The sequence below is a fragment of the Neisseriaceae bacterium genome (genome assembly GCA_016864895.1).
Taxonomy (GTDB): domain Bacteria; phylum Pseudomonadota; class Gammaproteobacteria; order Burkholderiales; family Neisseriaceae; genus QFNR01.
In genome coordinates this window covers 1,579,291-1,596,933 of record CP046107.1, presented here as the reverse complement: position 1 = coordinate 1,596,933, position 17,643 = coordinate 1,579,291, and the positions used below count along the sequence as shown (strand labels likewise).

The window sequence follows — 17,643 nt, the reverse complement described above, 5'->3', positions numbered from 1 at the left end:
TGGATTTACTTATGTTTTATAATTTGGTTAAACGGTTTTTACTCTCAATGGACGAAGAAAAATCTCATATCTACTCATTAAAATTATTAAAACTATTTTATCGTTTTAATTTATTGAAACCATTTTTTATGGCACAATACCCTTCCACCTTAATGGGACTTGAGATTTCCAATCCCATTGGCTTAGCCGCAGGTTTAGATAAAAATGGCGAGTACATTGATGCTTTAGCCTCCCTAGGATTTGGCTTTATCGAAATAGGAACTGTTACCCCTAGACCTCAACTTGGCAATCCGAAACCTAGATTATTTAGAATACCTGAGAAAAATGCTATCATTAACCGCATGGGCTTTAATAATAAAGGGGTTGATTATATGATTGAACAGATCAAAGAGTCTCACTACAAAGGTGTATTGGGTGTCAATATTGGTAAAAATTATGATACCCCTATTGAAAATGCTCTAGAAGATTATTTGACCTGTCTGACTAAAATCTATCCTTATGCTTCTTATATCTGTGTTAATATTAGCTCCCCAAATACTAAAAATTTAAGAGAGTTACAAAATAAAAAACATATTGAACACCTACTTTCCAGTTTAAAATCGGCTCAAAAGGATTTAGAAATTCAGCATCAAAAATATGTTCCTCTAATGATAAAAATTGCACCAGATCTAACATTAGAACAAATTAAGGATATTGCTAAAATAGCTATAGAGGTCTCTTTAGACGGTATTACCTGTTCAAACACAACAGTTGATAAAATACTTATTGAGGGTGACCCTCTAGCTAAAGAAAACGGTGGATTGTCTGGTGCTCCACTTTTTGAAAAATCTAACAAAATACTAACTACTCTGTTAAAAGAATTAGATGGTAATATCCCAGTGATTGGTGTAGGTGGTATTAATTCCGGTAAAGATGCCCTACATAAATTAGAACTGGGTGCAAGTGCGGTACAACTTTATACTGGGCTGATTTATCAAGGCCCTAGTTTGGTCACTAAATGTATTAAAATATGTAGTGAACCTGTTATTTATAACTAAAAAGCTTTCGGAGAGGTGGATGAGTGGTTGAAGTCGCACGCCTGGAAAGCGTGTATACGTGAATAACGTATCGAGGGTTCGAATCCCTTCCTCTCCGCCATTTTTGATAGAAATATCAGGTAAAAATATTAACTTTGATGATATTTTCTCGTATATTATTTATGGAAAAAATATACTTTCACCAAAATTCGAAGAAAACTACTTATACAAGAAAACTACTTATACATAAAATGTATAAAATCAATTATCCCAAATGATCTTGCGTATTATCCGGTTTCAAATAAACAAACTCAAGGTTTCCATTGACAAAATAGTTAATTAAAACTAGAATTTCTAGTTAAATTTTTTTGAGGATTTTATTATGAAGCGCACATTTCAGCCATCAGTTATTAAAAGAAAACGTACACACGGATTTTTGGTCCGTTCTAGAACTCGTCATGGTAAGGCAGTACTAGCTGCTAGAAGAGCAAAAGGTAGAAAAAGTTTATCTGTTTAATTAATCCTCGTGAGTCAATCTTTATCATTAAAAAAATCAGATAAATTATTAAATAAAAGTGATTTTTCTGAAGTTTTTAAATATAAAAAAACATTTAATACTGAGAAAAATCTGAGGATTTTTTATTACATCAATAATCAAAATCAGCAAAGATTTGGACTAATTGTTAGTAAAAGAGTTTCAAAAAAGGCGGTAGACAGAAACTATATGAAGCGATTAATAAGAGAATGGTTTAGATACAATCGATCGTATCTGCCCAGGGGTGATTACATATTCTGTGTTAAAAATCAATTTAGTCATCAAAATTTTTATGAGGTTAATCGAGAATTAGATCATTTTAAATCACATATACAGAAAAAGTTTTATGGACGATATACTCATTAAATTAATTCGTTTTTATCAAACTGCAATTAGCCCTCTATTTCCACCTACTTGCCGTTACACCCCAACTTGTTCTCAATATGCTATTGAGTCTTTAAGTCGTTTTGGGTTTATTCAAGGTAGTTGGCTTTCAATTAAAAGAATCATGCGTTGTCATCCATGGGGTAACCATGGCTATGACCCAGTACCAAATAAGAATGGAGACAAACAATGAATCCTAATGATAATAAAGATTACACTAGAAATTCTATTATATTTTTAGTCTTAACTTTAATGCTAATTTTTGGTTGGAATATATTGTTTCCTCCCCCAAATAGAACAGTGGAAAATAATGAAATACCCAATTCAGAAATCATATTGACTAACCAAACCTCTCTTACAGCTTTAAATAAAAATACTGCTAGCGAAGAGCCTTTTCCAGAGTCAAGAGAAATCACAGTAACTACAGATAACTATATTGCCAAAATAGATGAAGCAACAGGTGATATTAATTACTTGGAATTATTAAAGCACCGATCTAATGATGATCCCAATAATAACGTGATTTTATTAGATAAAAATATTCAATACTCTGCTCAAAGTCGTTTGATTGGAGCTGATAATCATTTTTTCTTAGATAAAATTCCTTTTACAGCACCTACAGACAATTACCAAATAGGCAACAAAGATCAAATTGAAGTTGTTCTAAATAAAAATATCGATGGGGTATCTGTACAAAAATCTCTTATATTCAAAAAAAATAATTATGTCATTGATTTTAAGTATGATATAACAAATCATGGAGATACTCCGTTGGATCTAACTGCTATGTATCGTTTACTACATAATGGTACCCCTTCTGGTGAACATGCATTCTTTACTAATTTTTATACAGGAGCAGTTAGTTATACCGACCAAGATAAATTTCAAAAAATATCATTTGATAGTATTGCTCAAAATAAAGCTGAATTTCCTAAAACTGCCAATAACGGTTGGCTGGGAATTATACAACATTATTTCGTTTCCATATTTTTCTTGCAGCCTAGAGATATGCAATCGGTTTGTCAACTGAATGATTGTCATTTATATTTTAATCAACGAAAAAGTGATAAACTTTATGAAGTAGCATTCACAACAAAGCTTCCCAGTATTACAAATAATGATACAAAAACACTAAATGTAAGTTTATTCTTGGGTCCCAAGGAATATAAAGCTTTAAATGCTACTGCTGAAAATCTCCCACTTGTAAAAGATTATGGAATGTGGCACATTTTTGCTAACCCACTCTTTCTTACATTGCAATACATTGAATCATTTGTACATAACTGGGGTTGGGCAATCATTATACTGGTTATTTTATTAAAAATTATTCTTTATCCTCTTACCTCAGCTTCTACTAGAAGTATGGCCAGAATACGGCAATTAACGCCAAAGATTCAGGCAATCAAAGAAAATAGTGGTGATGATAGAGTTAAAATGCAACAACAAATGATGGAACTGTATAAAACAGAAAAAGTTAATCCTCTTGGTGGATGTTTACCGATGCTAATACAATTCCCTATATTTATCGGTTTATACTGGGCATTATTTAACTCTGTTGAACTAAGAGGAGCTCCATGGATTGGTTGGATCACTAATCTTTCTGAGCCGGATCCATATTATATCTTACCAATTTTAATGGCCATAACTATGTTCCTACAAACCAAGTTTAATGCGCCCCCTACTGATCCAATGCAAGCAAAAATGATGAAGATTTTACCATTAGTATTCTCAGTTATGTTCTTCTTCTTCCCTTCTGGATTGGTACTTTATTGGCTAGTAAACAACATACTGACAATACTACAACAATGGCGTATTAATAAGTCAATTGAGAGTAATTTAGTAAGAAATAAATCATAATTATTTAAAAAGGCTAGTAAATTTACTAGCCTTTTTAAATAGGTATCTAAACACCTTCAATACGATAACTCAACGTTATTGTGGTAAAATTGGGGATTTTTAGTAAAGGTTTTTGATTATGGATTTTATCGCTACTGGTGACTTAGGTTCTAATAGTTTTCGCCTCACCATCAGCAAAAATATGGATGGACAATATCAAACTGTTGATTCAATAAAGGATATGATCCATTTTGCTGCTGGACTGGACAAAAATAATTTTCTAGATGATGTATCTCAAAAAAAAGCTTTACAATGTTTACAAAAATTTGGTGAACGTTTACGTGGCTTTGAAGAGAAACAAGTGCGTGTTGTGGCTACAAATACCTTCAGGGTTGCTAAAAATATTAATTCTTTCATGTCTCAAGCTCAACAAGCTCTAGGCTTTCCAATTGAAATCATTAGTGGTCATGAGGAAGCACGTTTAATCTACACAGGCGTTTTACATATTACCCCCTTTAATAATAAAAAAGCTCTAATTGTAGATATTGGAGGGGGTTCAACAGAATTTATCGTTGGTAATGATTTACAACCTGAAATTACAGAAAGTTTAAATATTGGTTGTGTGACCTACAGTAAAAATTTTTTTGATACTGATAATATTACGGCTAAACATTTTAATAACGCTATCAAATCAGCGCGCTCTGAAATCCAAAAAATTGTTAAGAAAATAAAAGAATCCAGATGGAACCTGTCCATTGGTTCATCTGGTACAGCCAAAACAATAAGTGGCTTATATCGGTTAAATTATCCCAATAAGGAAGCTTTTGACTATGATTTTTTAATCTACTTAAAAAATCAAATTATTAAATATGGTAGTGTAGAAAAAGTTAAATTTAGGGACATAAAACCTACTCGTATGAGGGTATTCACAGGTGGTCTTGCACTAATGATTGCGATTTTTGAAGAAATTAAAATCAAATCTATGCAAGTCACTGATGCTGGATTAAGAGACGGTGTATTATATGATTTTATTGGTCGTCAACTAGATCAAGATCTCAGAGACGAAACAGTAGAAAATTTCCAAAATAGGTATCTCGTTAATAAAAGACAAGCTGAAAATGTTCAACAACTAGCACTGGCGTTTTTTGACCGCCTAGATAAAAGCGACCCGATTGAACAATCTCTTTCTCAATGGAAACATTTTATCACCTGGGCTAGTAAGTTACATGAAATCGGTTTATTTATTTCCCATACTGGCTACCACAAGCATTCATCCTACATTATACAAAATGCTGATATGTCAGGTTTCTCTAGTAAAGACCAATATATTACTGCTTTAATCATTCTCGGTCATAAAGGAAATTTAAAAAAAGTTCAAGAATACTTAACCTCTAAAGAACTCTGGTATTCCACTATTGCTTTAAGATTAGCCACTATTTTCTGTCGTGCAAGAAATGGTATTACTATTCCTGAGAACATTTCCATTAGACTAGATGAAAGAAATAAAAATATTATTTTAAAAATAGAAAAATCATGGATAAATAAAAATCCTTTAACTGCCAGTGTATTAGAAAAAGAATCTAACTATTGGAAATTGATTACTTATGATTTTGTTATTAAACTAATCTAAATTTTTTTTATTACGATGCATATTTTAATCACTGGGGCTAATGGACAACTAGGTCAAAGTATTGTTCCTATTTTGGAACCATTCCATCATATTAGCCCATTTAGCAAGTACCATTTAGATATTACACATACTGATTTGCTTAAAGACAAATTAACTAATTTAAAACCTGAGTATATCCTTAATTTTGCTGCTTATAATCATGTAGATTTAGCACAAAAAGAACTTAAAAAATGTGATGAAATTAATCACCTAGCAGTTAAAAAATTAGCCTCCTTAACCTATCAATATGGCATTGGTTTGATCCATATTTCTAGCAATTATGTCTTTTCAGGTGAGTGTGATCATTTATATACTGAACAAGAAATAGCTCAACCAATCAATTACTATGGCTTATCCAAATATCGAGGTGAACAAACAGTTTTACAAGAAAATCCTCAAGCAATTATTATCCGCACTTCATCTCTATATAGCCCTTTTAGAAATAATTTCATGACCAAAATCGTACGCCAGATTAAAGAAAAGAAAACCATATCCGTTGTCAATGACGCTTATACTCAACCCACTTCTTGTCATTCATTGGCTTTATTTATTCAATATATCCTAGAACAAAAGCCAGAACTATCAGGTATAATCCATTTTACTGATGATAAGGTCTATTCTTGGTATGAATATGCTCAGGTCATTGCGCTTACATGCTCTCAATACCTTCCGCTATCAGCTAATATTATTCCTATCCAAGCCTCTCCAAAAAGCATTCGACCCAAATATGCTTTATTAGATAATTCGTTTAGAAAAGATTTTTTTGATAATCAAAAAATGAAAGACATGATAAATTCAACTGTTATTAAAATAATTTCAATGGAGTAAATCACCTCCTCTAGGCTAACGCTATAGAGTGAGTTTCGTAAACCCATAGATTTTCATCTATATATTCAACTGTACAACACCATTGCCTAATGGTCTTGTGGCAGGGAATCCATCTACACACACATCATAGTCCCTGTGATACTGGCTAAAGCTAATATAAATACACAAATAATCAAAAACAAAAAGACCATTATTGGCTCTTCGAACCACCTGCTATTCATCTCTAACTAAGATAATGCTATAAGCAGAGAATTTCGCAGTATCTGTTAAATTAACTTCAAGGTCTCGTCTAAATCCTGTTTTAAGTCATCAATATGCTCTAATCCAATAGATAACCTAATTAAATTTTCGGTAATTCCTGATTCGATTTTTACTTTTGGATCAACTCTACAATGAGTAGTTGTAAATGGGTGGGTAATAATTGACTTTACGTCGCCTAGGTTACCAGTCTTTGAAAATATCTTGACATTATCGACCAGTTTCCATGCTTGTTCTTTTCCCCCTGCGATACGAAAACTGAGCACAATTCCCCCTGCTTTTTGTTGTTTTTGAATTAATTCGTATTGAGGATGAGATTTTAAGCCCGGATAAAAAACCTTTTCCACTTTAGGATGATTTTCTAACCATTGAGCTAAAGCCAAGGCTGATTGACATTGACGTTCTATTCGGACAAATATGGTTTCTAACCCAGAAATTAATACCCATGCATTAAAAGGGGATAACACTTGTCCTGAAGTTTTAACATGCATAAAAACATCATTAATCAAAGTTTGACTGCCCGAAACTACACCACCAAAAACTCTACCTTGTCCATCAATGAGTTTAGTTGCTGATTGTATTGACAAATCAGCACCTAATTGAATTGGCTGCTGTAAAATAGGTGAGCAAAAACTATTATCCACAACCACAAGAATATCTTTTTCATGTGCTATGTTAGATAATTTGGCAATATCTACCACTTCTCCTAGTGGATTAGAAGGTGTTTCTAAAAAAAACATCCTAGTGTTAGGCTGTATCGCGTCTTGCCAAGAATTTAAGTTACTCAGTGAAACATAAGTCACTTCAATATCGAATTTAACTAATGAGTTAACCAAAGCAACCGTCGTACCAAAAATACTGCGACTGACCACCAAATGGTCACCTGCTTTAAGAAAACTTAGAAAAGTTGCTTGTATGGCTGCCATACCAGTTGCGGTAGCTTGTGCTGCTTCTGCTCCTTCTAACAATGCTACTCGTTTGGCAAAAGTACTTACGGTAGGATTAGATGTCCGGCTGTAAGTATACCCCTGTTTTTGACCCAAAAATAAAGATTCAGCAATCTCTGAATCTGGATAAATAAAACTACTTGTTAAAAATAAAGCTTGGTTGTGTTCATTATAAGATGTTTGTTCCTTAAATCCCCTAAGCACTAAAGTTTCTGGATGCAATTTTCGTACCATTTACTTATCCTAAAAAATATTAAAACCCCCATATTTGATTATATATATCTTATATGTTTTCTCTAGTAAATGATAGGCATTTTATACAATTAGAGATCTATATTAAGAGTCGACTAATGATTTTCATTAGAATTAAATTTCTTAATCATGATTTGACAGACAGATTCTGGCACATATCGTTTAATAATATTTTCCCAATTTTCAAAACCAACCAAACCTTTCACTAAAGTAGAAGAAACCTCAGAATACTCTCTAGGTGGAAAAACAAATAAAGTAGAAATGTCTGGATGAATATCAGAATTAATATAACGCATATTTCGCTCGTACTCATAATCAGAAGCAGAACGAATTCCTCTGATAATATATTTAGCACGTAATTGATGGGCGAACTCAACCAGATACATATTTTCGAAAGTTTTAATGGTTGTATTGGGATATTCTTGAGTGATACACTCAAGCATTTCTATTCTCTCTTGTAAAGAATAAGCAAATGTCTTATCAGGATTAGTTCCTATCGCAACCACTAACTCTTCAAATAACTGGGAAATCTCACTAATTACCCACAAATGACCATTAGTTGGCGGATCAAAAGTCCCCGCATAAATTGCTCGTTTGGGCTCACTACAATACATATATCATCTTTTTTCTACAATGACCGAACCAATAGAATACCCTGCACCAAAACTGGAAATCACCCCATAATCACCAGCATCTAAGCCGTCTTGGTACTTATGAAGGGCAATAATACAGCCAGCAGAACTAGTATTAGCAAATTCACTTAATATAATAGGCATCACGTCTTCTGTGACATTCCGACCTAAAATCTTTTTAACAATCAATTGATCCATCGATAAATTAGCTTGATGCAACCAAAACCTTTTGACTTCTTCTGGCTTAATTGATAATTCTGTTAAATGTTGTGTAATGTGCTGAGCTACCCTTGGGCAGACTTCTTTAAATACTTTACGACCTTGCTGAATAAATAATTTGTCTAGATTGTCCCTTTTGTCTATATCACATCGATTTAAAAAACCAAAGTTATTACGAATAGCATTTGAAAAATCTGTTAATAATGAAGCACCTAAAACTTTAAATCCCTGATGCGTATTTTTAACTAAATCCTCTCTTTGTAAAACAAATGCCGTTGCTGCATCACCAAAAATAAAGTGACTATCACGATCACGAAAATTTAAATGACCACAACAAATCTCTACATTGACTACCAAGGCAGCTCTAATACTACCTGATCGAATGGCATTATAGGCATTAAATAAACCAAAAGTAGCACTAGAACAAGCTACATTCATATCATAAGCAAATCCTTCGATACCCAATTCTTTCTGAATTTCTACTGCCACGGCAGGATAAGCTCTTTGCATATTACAACAAGCTAAAACAACCATATCAATATCTGAAGGTTCCAAATTAGCTCTTTTTAGTGCATCTCTACACGCTTCTACCCCTTTTTCAGCTTGTAAAGAAATTTCGCTATTATCTCGTTCAGGAATATATGGAACCATTCTTTTGGGATCTAAAATACCATCAATTGCAAAAAAATACCTGTTCTCAATACCAGATGATTTTACAATAAACTCGCTATTGGACTCTCTTAATGCTTCAATCTCTCCTTTTTCTATCTCCACCTTATGTTCTTGGTTAAATTCGTTTACATACTGATTAAAACATTTAACTAATTCTGCATTACTAACAGAATACGGTGGTACACATAACCCTGTAGAAACAAGTACTACTGATTTTGAATCCATAAAGCTCTCCAAAATTATCATATTGCAATTTTACATTATAACTCATAATTAGGTATTTTCAGCCATTACTTCAAAAAATTGTATAGTTACAATGGTAATTCATGCTACAATCTAGCTGCAAGTAGATTAGACAGTCGCTGTGCATTTTTGTATAGAGGAAAGTCCGGGCTCCATAGAGCACAATGCCAGCTAACGGCTGGGCATCGAAAGGTGACGGAAAGTGGAACAGAAAGCAAAACCACCGATGATCTCTAAGTTAGAGATACAGGTAAGGGTGAAAAGGTGTGGTAAGAGCACACCGCATGCTTGGCAACAAGTCATGGCTGGCTAAACCCCATTGGGAGCAAGATCAAACAAAACACGATAATGTGGCTCGCATTGTGTTTGGGTAGATTGCTTGAGTTTATTGGTGACAATAAATCTAGATGAATGACTGTCCGCGACAGAACCCGGCTTATCGATCTACTTGCTACTTTTTTTGACATACAGGACAAAAAAAACTATTCCGTTGTCCTAATACTTTGCTTGTAATTGACGTCCCACATACATAACACTTTTCCCCATGACGCCCATAAACGCTTAGTTGTTGTACAAAATAACCTATTTTACCATCAGGTTGCTTAAAATCTTTAATCGTCGTACCGCCCTCTTTCAAAGCCTTTAATAAAACAGCTTTAATAGAGGATACCAAATTATCAAGTTGTTGCATATTGAGTTGGTTAGCAGGTATTTCTGGATGAATTTTGGCTAAAAATAAAGCCTCAGACGCATAAATATTCCCCACACCAACTACTATTTTGGAATCCATAATGGCTATTTTACAGGCAACTTTTTTATGTTTAAAACAATTAAAAAGATAATCACTCTTAAATTCATCAGACAAAGGCTCTACACCCAAGTTTTGAATTAAAACACAATCCTCTAAGCACTCAAACCACTGCCAAGAACCAAAACGCCGTATATCGTTATAACGCAAAATAATACCATTTTCTAAAATAACATCAATATGGTCATGCTTACTAGCCGGTATATGAGCCTCTAATATTGTAAAAAAACCAGTCATGCCTAGATGGATCACTAAATAACCATGATCGAGCTTCAAAATAATATACTTACCGCGTCGCGAACATTCATGTACTTTTTCATTCTGCAATCTCATAATTTGAGGTGAAACCACCCAACGCAAGTGAGGCTGCCTCACCTCGATACGTAAAATCCTTTGCCCTTGTAAAGTAAGCATAATTTTATTTTTGGTAGTCTCTACTTCAGGTAATTCTGGCATACCTATTCATTTCTTAAATAATAACCTAAATTATTCTTGACTATCTCCTCTTCATCTACTCCAATACTTTTAAGAAAGGCCTCATATTGAGATTTATTATTTTCTTTAAGTTTTGCTATAATTTTTTTTGCTACTTGTCGTATTTCAATAGTCTCTATGGGTAAAGACCCTCTTTCTAGACCTAATGAATGGCTATATTCATTTGTAACTCGATCAATAAAATTAACGCACTCCATATTTGGGTCAAAAAATTCTTTTAGTCTATCATTTTTTCTCTTTTCATCACCATCTGGATATTGATAATACAAGTACAATTCCAGAAATCTCCTTGCATTATTTGCAAAACTATAAATCATATGATAATCATTATTATTCGGCTCACCTTCTGCACATTTATAAATTTGATGAAAAAGATAATTAAATTCAGTGATATAGTTTCTAAGATAATCAGGCATTAATCTTATATCACCTTTATCTTTATCTCTTTCTAAGATAAAAAATTGTTTTTTCCTACCAGGCATCCGTTTTAAAAATTGCAAAAATTCAAGGTTATGTGTGGATATAAATAATTGCTGAAAGTTCCCTGGATCTACTATTAATGTTTTTATTAAACTATACGCAAAAAATATATGATTTGAATCCAAACTTGAAATTGGATCATCTATCCATATAATTGGTTTAGGTTTTTCATTCTCATTAAGTTGTTGATTAATACTCTCAAGGCTTACCAAAAAGTAACAAAATGCAATAAGGTTACGCTCACCTTGACTTAAATTATAGGCTTTTTCAGCATCAGCTTTTTCATTATCGATTTTTCCATTAATGCGCACTATTTCAAATTGATATTGCTTCTTATCCTCATTCACTACTTTTAAGCAAAAAGACGGATATTCCAAACCAAATTCTAGATAGTCATTAATCTTTTTTACAGCAGCTTGTTTGTCTTCTAATTGAGACCTCAATTTTTCGATTTCATTTTCTTTATTTGAGATCTCTTTCTCCAAAGATTCTTTTGCTTTTTGAAAACCCGAACTTTCTTTTCTCTTTTCTACTATCTCGCCGTATTTCTCTAAAAACCCTATTGATTGAATGTAACAATGAACGTCATAAAGTCGCAACGATTCTTTTGCTTTCGTTTTCCATTCACCTAAATTATCAGTATATTCATTCGAGGTATCTATAATATGTTCCCACGTATTTTTAATGTTACCATATTCATTAATATCAATCTCAGGTGCCTTAAATTCAATTGGCTTTATAATATTATTTTTTCTGTTGTTAATTTGAACTTTTATCTCATTTAAACAGTCACGATATTTTAAAAGATACCTATCTATCCTCGCTTCGAGATCTTTTAACACTTTGAAATCATTAGAATAATAAATGGTATAGTCTATTTTAGGAAAAGTAGTTATATGTTCTTTTTCTTTCTTAATCCAGTCAATTAACTTATCCAATTTTTGTTCAAGATTTTTTGATTCCAAATTAAAATGTTGCTCCAACTTCGGCCAAAGATCTGGTGAAATAATGTTTCCACAAAATGCACATGTTTCTCTATGTCGATGATACTCCATGCCTTGTCTCACCCAATGAGCTAACGCATTATTTTCGATTAATTCTTGAATAGGTTTAGATATAGAAATTTTTCTCTCAATTAATTCTTTAGCCTCAGAAATTAAATCTAAACAGCCTAAGCTAGGAAACACAGGTTTTTCGATCCTTGGTTTTGCCTCCTCTCTACAAATCTTTTCAAATTTATCTTTTTGGTCAGAATTAATTGGTTGATAACCTTTCTTCAACAAATATAAAACATCTTTTTCTATGTTCTTTATATTATAGTTTGGATCCCCAAATATTTTATTATACTTAATCGCGATATCACGATCCTCTGTTGCTTTGACTCTTAACCGCTGTTCTAATTTTTTACTAAGACTTTTAAGTTCATTATCTGATTGATGAAAATAATATTCAGCTTTAGCTAATTTTCCTCGTAGCCCTGTTTTATCTTCCTTACTTCCAAGTTCTTTATAAAGTTCTTTAATTTTTTGTTCTGTTTCTAGATTATGTTTCCCTAAAACTGCAAATCCTGTGATAGATCGCTCTTCATCAAAAATAAACCCAAGATTCTCTTGTATAAAATCTTGATTAAAAACTCGAACAATGGGTAAAGATCCCGATGAGTTCTCATTAGACAAGTCCTCATGTGTTACTGTTTTTTTTCCAACAGATACACTAAATTTCAGATTTTGATATTTATCAGGAAGTTGTTTTTTTTCTAATACCTTAAATATTCGTGATAAGGTTGTTTTTCCCGAGCAATTTCTACCGTAAAATATGTTTATTTTTTCAAAACTTACTTCTGTATTATTTTTTTCTTTTAGATTCCATTTAAAATCCTGATAGACTGCCATATTTTGAATATAGTCTATTTTTTTTATCATTCCACTCATCAACAGACCCCCGAAAATAATTGATGTCCTCCCACCCTAAAGGATGGAGACCTCTACGTATCTAAAAACTGTGCTAACTCACTTTGAAGTGGCTGTCACCAACCCTTGACAACCTATCCATTGCCATAACAATATATAATCCAATGAAAATAAAATCCGGTTTTTTCAGTTGAATTTCCATAGTATGAGGTAATTTAATAAATATAAAAAGAAACGAATAATAAATCAAGTGGTCACATGAAATGATAACGTTGAGTGATATGTTGTTTTTTCACCCAACACACATATCAAGTAATCACTTAAAACTTACTTGATTTCTTTAAAGAAGTTTTTGTGGTAATCCTTATGGTTTGGCATTGTAGAGGAATCAAATTCGGTAGAGAATCGAGCATATTCATATGTTTTAGCATCTCCTAATCTGAATCTATCGGTATTGATTAATAACCTAAAAACAGCCAATACTCATCGTATAAAAACTGACTTGCTGAATCTTCATGCCCATTCCATTTTGGGTCTGTGTTTTGGCATCGTGCTTATTTTGTTAGTTCGGTAGGTGGTACTACATTTAGAGAGAATGAAAGCTTACATTGAAACACAACAACTAGTTGAATATACTAAAAAAGTCAAGAACACCCTGACCCTCTCTTGCTGAATACCCAAGAGGGGGAATACGGCGCTAATGTGCTCACAAAAAAGAACAAGCAATGTTGGTTATTTAAATCAACCAATCTATATCACTACTCAACTGTTACAGACTTCGCCAAATTTCTTGGCTTATCAACATCTGTTCCTTTGGCTAAAGCTGTATGATAGGCTAATAACTGTACAGGGATGGTGTGTACAATCGCAGATAATGTGCCAACATGCCTTGGGGTTCTAATCACACGAATACCTTTGGAGGCTTCATAATCAGAATCTGCATCGGTAAAAACAAATAATTCACCCCCCCTTGCAACCACCTCTTGCATATTACTTTTTAATTTATCGAGTAAAGAGTCATTCGGTGCAACGATGACTACTGGCATATCCTGATCCACCAGAGCTAATGGCCCATGTTTTAATTCACCCGCTGGATAAGCTTCCGCATGAATATAAGTAATTTCTTTTAATTTCAACGCACCTTCCAAGGCCACAGGATAATGAATACCACGCCCTAAAAATAAAGCATGGTCTTTGGGAGAAAATAAATTTGCCCATTGCGTAATTTGTGGCTCTAAATTAAGGGCTGCTTGGACACTCCCTGGCAGATGTCTTAAGTCTTCTAAATAAATTTGTGCTTGTGCCTCGCTAATATATCCTTTTAGTCGCCCTAAAGTTATTGTAAAAATAAATAGTACAACTAATTGTGTGGTAAATGCTTTAGTAGAGGCAACACAAATTTCTGCACCTGCTCTGGTATAAAATACCAATTCACTTTCACGTACCAGAGCACTTTCCATCACATTACAAATCGCCAATGTTTTATCATGACCTAGTGATTTAGCTCTTTTTAAGGCTTCGATAGTATCCAGCGTTTCACCTGACTGAGAAACGGTTAAAATTAATTGTCTAGGATTAGAAACCACTTCACGATAACGATATTCACTAGCAATTTCGACGTCAGTTGGAATTTTAGCTATCGACTCTAACCAATATTTAGCAGTTATTCCTGCATAATAAGAACTCCCGCAAGCCAAAATTTTGACACTATTTATTTCATTGAATATAGTTTCTGCCTTTTCTCCAAATAAACTAGGCACAAAACCTGTAGAAAAAACAACCTCTGTAGTGTCTATAATTGCTTTAGGTTGTTCATAAATTTCTTTTTGCATAAAATGACTATACGGACCTAACTCCAGAGAAGTTAATGAAACCTGTGATTGTTTGACTTCTCGTTCAACGACTCGACCTGTTTTATCCAGCAAATTATCAATACCCCGAATGGAAATTTGGGCAATATCCCCGTCTTCTAAATAAATAATATCTCTTGTATAGGCCACTAAAGCCGATACATCAGAAGCAAAAAAGTTTTCCTCTTCTCCCAAACCGATTAATAGAGGACACCCCATTCTGGCAAGAACAATCACATCTGGTTCATCTAAACATAAAACACCAATGGCATAAGCACCTTGAAATTTCAAAGTGGTTTTTCGTACTGCTTCAAATAAATTAGATGAGGTTTGATAATCATGATGAATGCTATGGGCAATGACCTCTGTATCAGTTTGTGATTCAAATTCATAACCCATATCTATTAAATTTCTCTTTTCTTCTTGATAATTCTCAATAATTCCATTATGTACCAGAACAATTTTTTGATGGGAAACATGTGGGTGTGCATTAGGCTCTGTAACCTCTCCATGAGTGGCCCAACGAGTATGACCAATTCCAACATTCGATACCAAATCAATTTCGCTAACTGCCTTGTCTAATTCAGAAATCCTACCTACACGACGAACCCGTTTAATTTGGTTCTGCATTAAAACAGCAATTCCGGAGGAATCATACCCTCGATATTCCATGCGTTTCAAACCATCGGTTAGAAATTCTACAATTTTATTATCCGAACGAATTGCACCCACTATTCCACACATAATGACCCCAAAAAATTTACGATTGACTTTTTTTCTCTGGCCTCACCCAAGAAGCAAGAGATATTTGTTTACTTCTAGATATTGTTAATTGATTTTCAGGGCAATTTCTAGTAATTACACTACCTGCTCCGATTGTTGCTCTATCCCCCACAGCAACAGGTGCTACCAGCATAGTACCTGAACCAATACGGCAATCATCACCAATGATGGTGGCATGTTTACTAACACCATCATAATTACAAGTGATTGTTCCTGCACCAATATTACTACCTTTCCCAATGGTAGTATCGCCCACATATGTTAAATGGTTAACCTTACTTCCAATACCAATTTTAGAATTTTTTACCTCAACAAAATTGCCAATATGAACCTCTTTTGCCAAGTTAACTTTCGGCCTTAAACGAGCATAGGGGCCTATTTTCGCAGAATCTCCTACTTCACAATCTTCTAAATGAGAAAAAGGTTGTATGATGACATTATCATGAATAGTGACATTCTTTAACACACAATTAGCCCCGATATGAATATTATTGCCCAGTACACTGTTTCCTTCAAAAATAACGTTAACATCAATAATAACATCACGACCAAAGATTAACTCTCCTCTTAAATCAAACCGGTTAGGATCCATGAGCATCAACCCATTTTGCATCAATTGTTTTGCGATCTCTTGCTGATAAATACGTTCTAAAGTCGCTAATTGAACCTTATCATTAACCCCCATCACTAAATAACTTTTAGAAACAGGTACAGTTTTGACAGGTACATTATGTTCATGAGCTAATGCTATGATATCAGTTAGATAATATTCCTGTTGTGCATTATTATTATTTAGTTGGTTCAACCATTGGTGCAAATATTGATTGGGGATAACATAAATACCAGTATTAATTTCCTTAATTAATCTTTGTACCGAATTGACATCTTTGTCCTCAATAATCTTAACTACATGATTTTTCTCATCACGAATAATACGACCATAGCCACTGGGATCCTCTAATAAATCCGTTAAAATAGCAACTTCATTCTCTCCTACTGTATTAATTAGATTTTTTAGAGTTGTCTCATCAATCAAAGGCACATCACCATATAAAACCAGTGTAATGCCTTCTTGAGGAATATTGGGTAAAGCCATCTTCACTGCATGTCCTGTACCTAGTTGTTGATCTTGGATTACCCAATTAACAGAAAAATGAACTTGCTCAAATAACTGTTCTTTCTCATGTCCCACCACAACATTAATATTATTAGGATTTAATTGTTCTGCTGTTTCTATGACTCTAGAAAGCATAGGCTTACCTGCAATGCTATGTAATACTTTGGGTTTTTGATGAGATCTCATGCGAGTGCCTTGACCCGCTGCTAAAATGATGACATATAAATCTTGCATAACAATAACTTTAGTGTAATAAAGGAAACTTTTTTGCACCTAATTTTAAGCTATTTGTTACTTAAAGAAAATAGCTACTTATTCGAACTATCACTGCTAAAAGTGTGGAATCAACTATCCATAACTCATCAATTGTGCGACTTTGGTATATGCTCTTGATAAAGTATCTAATACCCATAACAGCGGAATCACTAAATACACTAAAGGGAAAAAGGTTAGTTTCTTGCTTTCTATTAGGTGTACAGAACTATCCTATACAAACAATAATCAATATGATCAGGTAAAATGAATAATCCCCTATCAACAGACTGTATCAACAACAACCAAGTAAGTCTAACAGACAATATACACCAAACCAAACATTTATCTAAAGAAAAATAGTAAGCCAATAAAATAATCAATACTACTGAAGTCAACCAAGAGCTAATACTCATCTCTATCCCAATAATAGAAATAGATAACAGTTGAGACAAAA

General features: G+C 33.4%; 15 protein-coding genes, 1 tRNA gene and 1 other RNA gene. 9 read left to right on the top strand and 8 right to left on the bottom strand.

The features are described 5' to 3' along the window. Positions 1-11: 11 nt before the first annotated feature. From GKC53_06820 to GKC53_06785, 8 genes are all read left to right on the top strand, one after another. Positions 12-1,037, top strand: a complete 1,026-nt coding sequence (locus tag GKC53_06820) for a quinone-dependent dihydroorotate dehydrogenase (protein QRN41791.1) — start codon at positions 12-14, stop codon at positions 1,035-1,037. Between the two features lie 9 nt (positions 1,038-1,046). Beyond that, positions 1,047-1,137, top strand: a tRNA-Ser gene (locus tag GKC53_06815). A 261-nt stretch (positions 1,138-1,398) separates the two neighbouring features. Continuing rightward, entirely contained in the window at positions 1,399-1,533 is a 135-nt protein-coding gene (gene rpmH / locus GKC53_06810) for a 50S ribosomal protein L34 (protein QRN41790.1), read from the top strand. Positions 1,534-1,536: 3 nt separating this feature from the next. Beyond that, the gene (gene rnpA / locus GKC53_06805) at positions 1,537-1,917 is read left to right on the top strand and encodes a ribonuclease P protein component (GenBank protein QRN41867.1); all 381 of its coding nucleotides are present in this window, start codon (positions 1,537-1,539) and stop codon (positions 1,915-1,917) included. Beyond that, entirely contained in the window at positions 1,898-2,128 is a 231-nt protein-coding gene (gene yidD, locus GKC53_06800; protein QRN41789.1) for a membrane protein insertion efficiency factor YidD, read from the top strand. Before rnpA ends, yidD begins: the two co-directional genes overlap by 20 nt. Next, complete coding sequence (gene yidC / locus GKC53_06795) at positions 2,125-3,792, top strand: membrane protein insertase YidC (protein QRN41788.1); 1,668 nt, start codon at positions 2,125-2,127, stop codon at positions 3,790-3,792. The genes yidD and yidC overlap by 4 nt, the downstream gene beginning before the upstream one ends. Positions 3,793-3,910: 118 nt before the next feature. After that, the gene (locus GKC53_06790; GenBank protein QRN41787.1) at positions 3,911-5,401 is read left to right on the top strand and encodes an exopolyphosphatase; all 1,491 of its coding nucleotides are present in this window, start codon (positions 3,911-3,913) and stop codon (positions 5,399-5,401) included. Positions 5,402-5,416: 15 nt separating this feature from the next. Continuing rightward, positions 5,417-6,268 (top strand): sugar nucleotide-binding protein, encoded by an 852-nt coding sequence (locus tag GKC53_06785; GenBank protein ID QRN41786.1) that lies wholly within the window; start codon positions 5,417-5,419, stop codon positions 6,266-6,268. A gap of 266 nt (positions 6,269-6,534) precedes the next feature. Here the strand turns inward: GKC53_06785 and GKC53_06780 are convergent, their stop codons facing one another. The 3 genes from GKC53_06780 to GKC53_06770 all read right to left on the bottom strand — a co-directional run bounded on the left by GKC53_06780 (position 6,535) and on the right by GKC53_06770 (position 9,473). Then, positions 6,535-7,707 (bottom strand): O-succinylhomoserine sulfhydrylase, encoded by a 1,173-nt coding sequence (locus tag GKC53_06780; GenBank protein ID QRN41785.1) that lies wholly within the window; start codon positions 7,705-7,707, stop codon positions 6,535-6,537. Positions 7,708-7,820: 113 nt separating this feature from the next. After that, positions 7,821-8,339, bottom strand: a complete 519-nt coding sequence (gene coaD, locus GKC53_06775; protein ID QRN41784.1) for a pantetheine-phosphate adenylyltransferase — start codon at positions 8,337-8,339, stop codon at positions 7,821-7,823. A 3-nt stretch (positions 8,340-8,342) separates the two neighbouring features. Further along, complete coding sequence (locus GKC53_06770; GenBank protein ID QRN41783.1) at positions 8,343-9,473, bottom strand: beta-ketoacyl-ACP synthase III; 1,131 nt, start codon at positions 9,471-9,473, stop codon at positions 8,343-8,345. A 118-nt stretch (positions 9,474-9,591) separates the two neighbouring features. Between GKC53_06770 and rnpB the strand changes: the two genes are divergently transcribed. After that, positions 9,592-9,946: RNase P RNA component class A (gene rnpB, locus GKC53_06765), an RNA gene on the top strand. Here rnpB and mutM read toward each other — a convergent pair. From mutM to GKC53_06740, 5 genes are all read right to left on the bottom strand, one after another. Next, positions 9,943-10,755, bottom strand: a complete 813-nt coding sequence (mutM, locus tag GKC53_06760; GenBank protein QRN41782.1) for a bifunctional DNA-formamidopyrimidine glycosylase/DNA-(apurinic or apyrimidinic site) lyase — start codon at positions 10,753-10,755, stop codon at positions 9,943-9,945. The two genes, rnpB and mutM, sit on opposite strands and share 4 nt — an antisense overlap. A 2-nt stretch (positions 10,756-10,757) precedes the next feature. Further along, positions 10,758-13,205 carry an AAA family ATPase gene (locus GKC53_06755; GenBank protein QRN41781.1) on the bottom strand — a complete coding sequence of 816 codons (2,448 nt, stop codon included), beginning with the start codon at positions 13,203-13,205 and terminating at the stop codon, positions 10,758-10,760. 737 nt (positions 13,206-13,942) lie between these two features. Continuing rightward, positions 13,943-15,778: a glutamine--fructose-6-phosphate transaminase (isomerizing) gene (gene glmS, locus GKC53_06750; GenBank protein QRN41780.1), complete on the bottom strand. Its 1,836-nt coding sequence runs from the start codon at positions 15,776-15,778 to the stop codon at positions 13,943-13,945. Positions 15,779-15,794: 16 nt separating this feature from the next. Beyond that, entirely contained in the window at positions 15,795-17,168 is a 1,374-nt protein-coding gene (gene glmU / locus GKC53_06745) for a UDP-N-acetylglucosamine diphosphorylase/glucosamine-1-phosphate N-acetyltransferase (protein QRN41779.1), read from the bottom strand. A gap of 233 nt (positions 17,169-17,401) precedes the next feature. Beyond that, a complete protein-coding gene (locus GKC53_06740) occupies positions 17,402-17,602 on the bottom strand; it encodes a hypothetical protein (GenBank protein QRN41778.1) in 201 nt (66 codons plus the stop codon). Positions 17,603-17,643 lie beyond the last annotated feature (41 nt).